Here is a 10249-nt window from a genome sequence, read left to right as displayed (position 1 = left end):
TAGATGGGCTATTTTATTACTTTTATTGAGTTTTTGCCTTAACTGACTGGCATTACTCTAATAAGAGGGCTTTTTAGCTTAACGATTATTTAGTTTCATGCTTATATATTAGCTTTAGCAAATTGATTGCTTATGGAAGCAGGTGTGCTACGGCATCACGCTCTTCGCTAAGCTCTTGCTCGGTGGCTGCCATTTTCTCTTTTGAGAAATCAGATGAGACATCAACGCCGTCTACGATAGACCAGTCGCCATTCTTGCAAGTCACTGGGAATGAGTAGATTAAGCCTTCAGCAATACCGTATTCGCCGTTTGAGTAAACGCCCATAGAAACCCAATCGTTCTCATCGCTACCAAGAGCCCACGTACTCATATGAGCGATGGCAGCGTTGGCAGCAGAAGCGGCAGATGACGCACCGCGAGCTTTGATGATAGCAGCGCCGCGTTGTTGTACTTCTGGGATATAGGTGTTTTCGTACCAATCACGGTCAACCAAATCTAACGCTGGTTTACCGTTAACAGTCGCAGCCGTTAGGTCTGGGTACTGAGTTGATGAATGGTTGCCCCAGATAATCATTTTTTTCACGTCATTGACAGTGCTGTCTGTTTTACCAGCCAACTGGGCGATGGCACGGTTGTGGTCTAGGCGCGTCATAGCAGTGAAGTTGCGTGGATCTAGGTCTGGTGCATTGCGCTGAGCAATAAGAGCGTTGGTGTTGGCAGGGTTACCGACCACCAATACTTTTACGTCACGGCTAGCAACATCGTTCAATGCTTTACCTTGCGCTGAGAAAATCGCCGCGTTGGCTTCTAGCAAATCTTTACGTTCCATGCCTGGGCCACGAGGACGCGCGCCAACCAATAGTGCATAGTCGACGTCTTTAAAGGCAACAGTCGCATCATCAGTTTGCACGATGTCTGCCAATAATGGGAATGCACAGTCTTCTAATTCCATGACCACACCCTTTAGGGCGTCAAGAGCTGGCGTGATTTCAAGCAATTGCAAGATAACTGGCTGATCTTTACCTAGCATTTCACCAGATGCAATACGAAATAACATAGCATAGCTGATATTACCAGCGGCACCAGTGACGGCAACACGTAAAGGCTGTTTCATTGACATTGAATACTCCCTAATTATAGATTAGATAATTCACAATTCTAATGGATGGTTGTAATAGATGGTTTTGATTGATGAATATCGTTTGAGATAGCGACCTGCTCGCTGAATATAGCAGTCATAAACCGTTCACTAGTGTAGCACCTCAGCCTATTAACCGTCTAGAGAAAGCGCGAACGCGTTTGCGGACAATACAAATTATATTGTTACATTTTATACGGATAGATAATGAGATTTTTGGCACAACATTAGAGGAGTAAGGCGTTAGAGGGACTTCAAGAAAGGTGCAAAAGAAGTATTAAAAGACGGTTTAAAAGCGTTTTAGACAGAATAATGGCTAAGATTTTAGGGGAGTTATAAGAAAAATCGCCTATATTTTTGCCATTTGTACTTTACTGTTTTATTCATTAAAGGCAGAAAGAAGGTGGTTAATGCGCAATAACTCAATGTCAAAATAGAATTATTTTCCGCCTGAAATAATAAACTTACTACCGCAGTTGTCGACGACATTGCTACAAGTGCCGAATGAGCTGCCTTCATAACATACGTGCACATCAGTCAATACCATTTGCCGGCGCGTGCCTACCTGACAAATCAAATCCACGCTATTCGCTGACATACCATTATTCAAGCGGGTCATCTGACCGACAAAACGCGATTTTAATACCGTATAGCTGTTGCCTGTATTTAACTCATTCGGTAGCTTTAAGTCGCCGGCATAATTGGTAATTTGGCGAAAATAGCTGCTAGCGCTAAGCGGGCTGCAAGCGCCATAGCGTTGCCATGCTTGGGTACGCACCGTGGTATCAGGCATGATACGGTTGACAACTTTTAACTGTAAGGGCGTCAAGCGTGGCTCACTGCCGCGGCCGCAGCGCTCGCCATAGCCCATATCGAGACCTGAAACGGTAAGCGAATAGCCTTCTAAGCACTGGCGCATACGTGCGCGCGTTGGCTGTAAGCTGCATAGCGCTGGCGTCATCTCAATCATCAACACTCGCTGACCCGGTTTGCTGGCATTCGCCGCTTGAGCTGGCAGCGTTATTGCACCCTGCAACAATAGTAACGCTGTTATACCAAACGCAGCATTACCTTTATTATTATCATACTTTGTACGTAACCAATATTTATGAAAATGCTCTGATAGCGCTGTCTTTGACATCGAGCCCACCTTTGTCTGAAGAGTTAATTGACGCTTAGCTTGCGACGATATGGGCAACTTGAAATATTTTTTAATCATAAGAAGTTAGAGCATCTAGCAATGACGAATAGGAGCTTTTAGGATTCATTGATTTCCACAATCCAAACTAAGACACTGATCACATTAGGTCGCTTGAAAGTATTTAGCCTTCTGGGAGTAAGTCCGCAGGCTGGAAGTGAGCCAACAGAAAATCCAGACGGAAACTCAAACAATGGTAGCAAATTGCTTTTTTTAATCTATAGCAGAAACGTAAACATGGCTGATGCATCGTGTAATATAGTGAGTGAAAAGTCATATCAATACATCACGCACTGCTGATATCAATTTTTCTTGCTTGATATGCCTGCACAGACAGAGGCTACAAAAAATTGATATCAGCAATACCGTCGCGTTTTTAGGATATTTTGACTATAGATCGTTTACTGCTTTTAAATGAACCCTATAAAAAAAGCCATTAACAGCGAGCAATTAATGGCTTTTTAAGAAAACAAAGAGAATTAGAAGGCGGCGGGAATGGTTCCCATGCGCTGACTAATAGGCTGACCACGGCCCAGCAAACTGCTATAGATGGTGGCGTTTTCCATTACATGCTTGACGTAATTGCGGGTCTCAGGAAAGGCAATCGACTCGACATATTGGTCGGCCGCAAGTGAGCCATAAACTGGCTGCCAACGTTTGGCATTGTTGGGTCCGGCATTGTAACCCGCTGTGGCCAAGACTGGCTGGCTGTTTAATTTACCAAAGATATCGCCCATATACCATGTGCCATAACGGATATTGGTATCGCCGCTATTGGCGCGACTAGCGCTATAAGTTTCGCCCAAATTACGTGCGATATATTTAGCGGTATCAGGCATAACCTGCATAAGTCCACTCGCCCCAACGTTTGAGCGAGCCGACGAGACAAAACGGCTCTCTTGACGCATGATGCCATACGCCCATGCCGGATCGATACCTGCCGACTGGCTGTAGCGCACGACCGCCGATTGATGCGGCATCGGATGTGATAGAGCCAAATTATTTACCGTCTCAGTATTATCAATGGCATAAATTGCTCGATCGAGCCAACCGATGTCATACGCTTGACGCGCGGCCGCAATAATCAAATTATTATCGCGATTGTCACGCGCTTTTTTCACCGCCCAGTTCCACTCGCGATTGGCATAAGCGCGGCTGGCATCGGCGTTATATAGAGCAAACGCCCGTGCAAAGTGCGGGTTTTGCATGACGCGGGCACGGTCGGCGCTACTAACGTTAGGCAAACTACTGCCACCTAAGCGGCTGGCATCAAAACGTTGACCGACTTTATCCTTGGCCATCAAACCATAGTATTCATTGCTTTTTGCAAGATTTTGATACATTTTTTTGGCAGTGTTGCGTTTGTTGGCATCACTTGATTGCTCATAAGCACGCGCCAACCAATATTGCCATTGATTGGTTTTTTGCGTTTCAGCATCCATTTTCGAGATGGCTTCGACCACATCGTCCCAACGACTAAAACGAATCGCCGCCATGGCATAATATTCGGCTTCTTCAAAGCTAAAATCATTATCTAAGCTATTACGGAACCAATCGACCGCTTCCACATTAAAACCATCGTCAGTATTGTGGTTCATACGCTGAACGCCAAGAATGCGATAAGCATAGCGACGGGTGTCATCATTTAATAACTTCGCTGCACGCTGATGGTCTTGTTTCACATCAAAATCTAATTGTAGCGCTGCCTCACGGTAGGACTTTTCTGCCAAGCGCCCCATAGCATACAAATACAGATATTGATTCATCTGGCTGTTTGGCTCGCGAGCAAAACGGCTAAAAAATGCTGAGGGATTGAGCTGAATTTCACTTAACGACGAGTAAGGAATCGGTGTACCCAACTTTGAGGACAAGGCCATAATATCGCCGGTCTTACCTTTACGCAGCATACGTTTGAGGCGCGATACCCTATCTTGATTGCTAATCAGCGCATTATTATTCATCTCTAGCGCCAATTGATCGCACAGCGCTGGCTGTTTTTTGGTGGTTAGCCAGACATCGGACTTGGCCGCCATCGCGCGCATGCTATCGCCGCCATTGTTAAAGCCAAGGGCAACGGCGCACTTTTCACTGTCATCGGCATTGGTAATGAGATTTGCCACTTGGCGTACGGCGGCATAATCATTGGAACCTGCTTTGGTTTCTGCAAAATCGGCAACCAGCTTTTCTGCCATTACCGTCTCTGGATACTGGCGGGCAAACTGTGTAACCGCTGCTGGGCTTTGTGAGTTTAGGTCCAAATTCATACGCCAATAAGGCGGATACATGGCAAATAGACCGCCACTCATCTCCTGCTCATAATTATAAAGGGCGTTGACATCACCGCGTTCTGCGGCGATAGCTGCTGCTGTAAATGAGCTTGCACCACTATCCGCTTGATAACTGCTGTTTGGCTGCGAGCTTTGCGCTTGATAGTTATCAGGCTGATAGCTTTGAGGCTGATAGTTGTCCGGTTGGTAGCTACCTTGTTGCGGATAACTATTGACATTACTGCTGGTATTATTACCCCAAGTAAGCTCAGCATAAGCCCCTTGCGACAATGCCAGCGCCCCCATCGCCGTTGCCACACTCAGCACACTGGTTTTTAGCATCGTTGTTTTATGATTTTTAGGCATATGATTTTGATAATTGGCATCTTTATCCTTGATACTTTGAGCAACTTGCGGCTTTGACATACGGACTCTCTTTATAATAAGTCTAAATAATTTGGCTAAATAAACAGTTTAAATCTAGGCTTGAAATAGTATTTTTCACCCTGCTTAAAACGCTCATTTAAACAATAGTGCGGATATGGTTGTCTGCATCATACTATACTCGTTGCACATTCAACCATCAGCTTTACTTTTCGTTAATAAATTGGATAGCCATGCGTAACACGAAGGTGTTACGGCGCTTTTACTAGGCTTAATTGTGCTAAAAGCCTTTATCTGAGTGATGGTAATAGATAAGCAATTGATACTATTATAAATAATCAAATGGCGTCAACAGTTTAAGCCCATGCTAACTTTTCACATTGATGGCAGATTATGATAAAATACGCCACCGGTTAATCGCCTACCTCGCTATATTTTTAGTCAATCATGGACTTCGCTTATGAGTGTTACTGTATTTAATCCCCGCATCGATGACGCTGCTGTTGAGAACAGGGTTACTGCGCCTGCCGTTACGGCACTCGAAGCGTCAAACTCTGTTGAAGCGTTTATTGCCCAAACTCCAGTCAATGGCAGTGGTACGCCGAAAAAAGTCTTTGTTACCACTCAAGGCTGTCAGATGAACGTCTATGACTCTGGCAAAATGCTTGATGTATTGGGCGATTCACACGGTATGGAAGTCACCCACAATATCGACGAAGCCGATGTGCTACTAATGAATACTTGCTCAATTCGCGAAAAAGCGCAAGAAAAAGTGTTTTCAGAATTGGGTCGCTGGCGCAAATTAAAAGAAAAACGCCCTGATCTGGTTATCGGTGTTGGCGGCTGCGTGGCCTCGCAAGAAGGCGATAATATCCAAAAACGTGCGCCTTACGTGGATATGGTTTTTGGGCCACAAACCTTACACCGTCTGCCAGAGCTGTATGACCAGTCGCATGAGCAGCGTTCTATCTCGCCTAAAAACCGTATCGGTACGGTGGATGTGTCATTCCCAAGTATCGAAAAGTTTGATTTTTTACCAGAACCAAGAGTAGAAGGGTTTAAAGCCTTTGTCTCCATCATGGAAGGCTGCTCAAAATATTGCTCATTTTGCGTGGTGCCTTATACGCGCGGAGAAGAATTGTCGCGTCCGCTTGATGATGTCTTGGCAGAGATTGATAGCCTCGCTGCCCAAGGCGTGCGCGAGATTAACCTGCTCGGGCAAAACGTCAATGGCTATCGCGGCGAAAAAGACGACGGCAGTATTTGCCGTTTCGCTGAGCTCTTGCATTACGTCTCGCATGTCGATGGTGTCGAGCGCATTCGCTATACCACCAGCCATCCGCTAGAGTTCACCGATGATATTATCGATGCTTATGCCAAGTTGCCAGAGCTGGTGTCACACCTGCATCTACCGGTTCAAAGTGGCTCAAATGCTATTTTGGCGGCGATGAAACGCAACCATACCATTGATGTTTATATCAATCAGATTAATAAGCTCAAAGCCATACGCCCTGATATTCACCTATCGAGTGACTTTATTATTGGCTTCCCTGGCGAGACTGATGAGAACTTCCAAGATACCTTAAACTTGGCAAAAGAATTAAACTTCGATCACTCTTATAGCTTTATTTACTCTAAGCGTCCGGGTACGCCGGCGGCAGAATTGCCTGATGATGTGAGCTTCGCAACCAAAAAAGCACGCTTGGCAGAATTTCAACAGGTTATTATTGATTCAACCCTTGCCAAAACCCATGAAATGGTCGGCACTACGACTCGCGTCTTAGTCGAGCAAGTGGCCAATCGTCATCCTGATTGCTTAATCGGCACAGCAGACAATACCCGTACCGTGATGTTCCCTTTTGACGTTGATAAAGTAGATGAACTACTGGGTAAAATCGTTAGCGTACGCGTGACCGATTTTGTCAGTCCGCATATGGTAAAAGGCGAGCTTATCGAGGTATTGGCTTAACCCTTTATAAAAAACTGTATAAATAAAAAAGCCGCTCTCTATTTAAGTAGGGAGCGGCTTTTTTGTGCGTGGATGTTAAAATTAATTGTCTTTACTGCGATAACCAATCGGTCTTCCGCAATTGCTGCTTGGTTTCGCGGCGACGTTTTTTGCGCATGATATCAATATCTTCTTTTTCATGAATACCGCCTTTTTTGAGCAGTGGATTTAGCGCCAGATAATTTCGCGGTTTTACAGCACCAAGTAAGTTTTGATTGGCTGTGGCATCTTGCTGTTCCAGCTGCCGTTCAATCTGCTTGGCCTTTTTTAAGGTTTGTTTTAAGCTCATATTGTTACCTATATTTTTAATATCTCTAAATCTGTTTTGCAAAACCAACTAACCCTTAATGCACATGACCTGTTTCAGCGTATGCACCACTTCGACTAAGTCGGCTTGGTTGGCCATCACTTCTTCAATGTCTTTATAAGCACCGGGTATCTCGTCGATGACGCCTTTGTCCTTACGGCACTCAACGCCTTCGGTTTGCGCTTTTAGCTCATCAATGGTAAATGCCCGTATGGCTTTGCCTCGGCTCATTTGTCGCCCTGCGCCATGCGAGCACGAGCAAAACGATTCATCATTGCCAAGACCTCGGACGATAAAGGATTTTGCGCCCATAGAGCCGGGAATAATCCCCAGCTCACCTTGGTAGGCACTGATAGCGCCTTTACGCGTGACATAGACTTGCTCACCAAAATGTACCTCTTCATTGACGTAGTTGTGATGGCAATTGATGGCTTCTTTGGTCAGCTGAAAACGTGGCAACCCCGCTTGTGGTGACTGCATGGCTTTAATGACCAAACGCATCATCTCACGGCGGTTTTCTAGCGCATAATCCTGCGCCCAGTCCACCGCCTCAACATAATCAACAAAACTATCAGAGCCTTCAGCAAAGTAAGACAAATCCCGATCTGGCACATGACCAAAGCGTGATTGACGCTCTTTTTTGGCAAGATTAATAAAGTACTGACCAATACAATTACCAATGCCGCGACTACCAGAATGCAGCATGACCCAGACATCATTGTTTTCATCTAAGCACAGCTCAATGAAATGATTGCCACCACCCAATGTGCCAAGTTGCTTTGCCCACGTACGCTCAAAGCCTTTGAGCATCTTGAGCAAACCTGGATGCTTATCAGTAATCGGTCTTAGGCGTTTACCTAACGGATCAAGCGTTGAGTTTTTGGCTTGGATTTGTTTGTGCATATTAAAGCCAACTGGCACTTGCTGCTCCACTACTGAGCGTAATGCCCTTAAACTATCAGGCAAATTACTTGCCGTCAGAGATAGACGCACCGCGTTCATACCGCAGCCAATATCGACACCGACTGCAGCCGGAATGATGGCGGATTTGGTCGGAATCACACTTCCAACGGTAGCGCCTTTGCCAACGTGTACATCAGGCATCACCGCGATATGCGAATGTACAAACTCCAGCTGAGCCAAATTTCGTAATTGCTGCATCGCCTCTTGTTCAATATCTGATGTATAAATCTTGACCGGTACGCCAGACTTACTATTTTCATTTAATACTAATTGAATGCTCATAATGTATTATTTCCATTTTATTATTTTAATCACCATACAAAATATATTTTAATCTACCTATTTCTTTAACTTTATAATTTACTTATTGATTACCATTAAGTAAAACACTCAATAAGTTATTTTTCATAAGAAATAGACAATAAAATACCGCTTCTTTATTGATTAAAAAATCAATAAAAATGTATGATTACTTTATGATGGACGTTTTAAAAAGAATTTTTACGCTACCAAAATATTCAGCTTAAAAATGAAAGCTTAGATAGCACACACATAAATAGTTATTTACTAAATAATAGCGTGAGCTGAGCGAGAATATTAGTGATAATAGTAAGGTAGAATTTCGAATAAACAGCTAATAGCAAACGCGAAAATGCCGTGCACGATTACGAGCTATGTTGACATAGCGCACTTAGAAGAGGGATAGAGTGAGTAGATATAGAAGGCTATGCGTTGATATCAATAAACAAGATATCACTCAATAGCTTATATATAGATTCAGCCAAACCTTTTCGAAGTCGTCATTGCTGTCATGCAGTTTATACGTTCAATCTTTGAAAACGTCTTGATGTTTAAATAGGACACGATGATTCCTCCGTAGGTTGTGGCCAATGTCAGAGCGACAATAGCAGATTAATTGGGATAATGTAGCACCTATGAAAGATAAGCGCTATAAATCAATGAGATAATAATAATGATTTAAAAAATAAAGTCAATAATTAATTTAATTATATAAAAATTTTCTAGAAAACGTATCACTTTTTAAAAAACCACGTTAAACATAAACCTGATTAATTCCTAAGCCAAGAAACTATTTAACACCTCAGCCAATAACGCCGCGGCAATTAAAATAAATATCACCCCGCAACCGCGATTGAGCCATGCCAAACGCTCACCAACATCAAGCCAACCAGCCAGCTTTTTACCGCCAATGGTATAAATCAGCTGCCAAATCGTCTCGCTCAAAAACAGCCCACAAGTCAGCATAATATACTGCGGCCACAGCGGCGCGCTAAAATTGATAAATTTGGGAAAAAAGGCGGCAAAAAACAATATCGCTTTTGGATTAGACAGTGACACCCACATGCCCGTTCGAAACAATAACCAATCGCTAGGCGGCGCTTTAACAGCCGCGCTCGAAAGTGAGCGCGGCATAGGCTTATCTGCCATTTCCGCAGTCGTAGTCAGCTCTTTATGAACTTCTGTACTCAGCTCGCTGGCATCACTCATTAAGCTGCTACTACCACTATCGCGCCACGATGCGACACCCAAATAAATAAGGTAAATCGCACCAACGGTCTTAATCACTGTCAATAACCATGGCGATTGACGACTAATAACATCAAGTCCAAGGAGCGTTGACAGCAGTAAAATAAACAGCCCAAGGCTTAAACCTGCCAGCGTCCATAAGGTACGCTTGACGCCATAATTAAGGCCATACTGAAAGGCCAGTAGCATGTTTGGACCGGGGGTCGCTGAGATAAAAAACGTACTTGCAAAAAATACCGCAAACAGATGCCAAGACATCAACCAACCCCTACTTTTTTATAAAAATTACCCCACTCTCAACTTGAAATAAGCAATTCAAACTGAAGAGGCGGGTTACCAAGTTTTTTGTTGAGTACAAAGCACAGATTGTGTGACAGGATTTTACGAATCAATCGATGAGACAAATGCCATAAATCTCTTGCTCTCACTCTTTGTA

The 10249-nt window shown here is 43.9% G+C and carries 7 protein-coding genes and 1 pseudogene; 1 reads left to right on the top strand and 7 read right to left on the bottom strand.

Annotated features, from left to right (window positions below; genetic code table 11):
* Positions 1-130 precede the first annotated feature (130 nt).
* The 3 genes from JFC07_RS12600 to JFC07_RS12590 form a co-directional block, all read right to left on the bottom strand.
* Positions 131-1120 (bottom strand): malate dehydrogenase, encoded by a 990-nt coding sequence (locus JFC07_RS12600; RefSeq protein WP_197488908.1) that lies wholly within the window; start codon positions 1118-1120, stop codon positions 131-133.
* Positions 1121-1577: 457 nt separating this feature from the next.
* Positions 1578-2279 carry a T2 family ribonuclease gene (locus JFC07_RS12595; protein ID WP_068408317.1) on the bottom strand — a complete coding sequence of 234 codons (702 nt, stop codon included), beginning with the start codon at positions 2277-2279 and terminating at the stop codon, positions 1578-1580.
* A gap of 536 nt (positions 2280-2815) precedes the next feature.
* Positions 2816-5029, bottom strand: coding sequence for a lytic transglycosylase domain-containing protein (locus JFC07_RS12590; protein ID WP_198329181.1), 2214 nt, complete (start codon positions 5027-5029; stop codon positions 2816-2818).
* A 418-nt stretch (positions 5030-5447) separates the two neighbouring features.
* Between JFC07_RS12590 and miaB the strand changes: the two genes are divergently transcribed.
* Complete coding sequence (gene miaB, locus JFC07_RS12585; RefSeq protein WP_068408313.1) at positions 5448-6956, top strand: tRNA (N6-isopentenyl adenosine(37)-C2)-methylthiotransferase MiaB; 1509 nt, start codon at positions 5448-5450, stop codon at positions 6954-6956.
* A gap of 91 nt (positions 6957-7047) precedes the next feature.
* Here the strand turns inward: miaB and JFC07_RS12580 are convergent, their stop codons facing one another.
* The 4 genes and pseudogenes from JFC07_RS12580 to JFC07_RS12565 all read right to left on the bottom strand — a co-directional run.
* A complete protein-coding gene (locus JFC07_RS12580; protein WP_227515010.1) occupies positions 7048-7284 on the bottom strand; it encodes a hypothetical protein in 237 nt (78 codons plus the stop codon).
* Between the two features lie 48 nt (positions 7285-7332).
* Positions 7333-8547 carry an RtcB family protein gene (locus tag JFC07_RS12575; protein ID WP_198329180.1) on the bottom strand — a complete coding sequence of 405 codons (1215 nt, stop codon included), beginning with the start codon at positions 8545-8547 and terminating at the stop codon, positions 7333-7335.
* A 795-nt stretch (positions 8548-9342) separates the two neighbouring features.
* The gene (locus JFC07_RS12570) at positions 9343-10071 is read right to left on the bottom strand and encodes a LysE family translocator (protein ID WP_068408308.1); all 729 of its coding nucleotides are present in this window, start codon (positions 10069-10071) and stop codon (positions 9343-9345) included.
* Positions 10072-10109: 38 nt separating this feature from the next.
* Positions 10110-10249: pseudogene (locus JFC07_RS12565) on the bottom strand (IS982 family transposase); the annotation flags it as partial.

Source organism: Psychrobacter faecalis (assembly GCF_016107575.1).
GTDB lineage: Bacteria > Pseudomonadota > Gammaproteobacteria > Pseudomonadales > Moraxellaceae > Psychrobacter > Psychrobacter faecalis.
The sequence above is the reverse complement of the archived record's forward strand: the minus strand, read 5'-3'. Positions and strand labels throughout refer to the sequence as shown.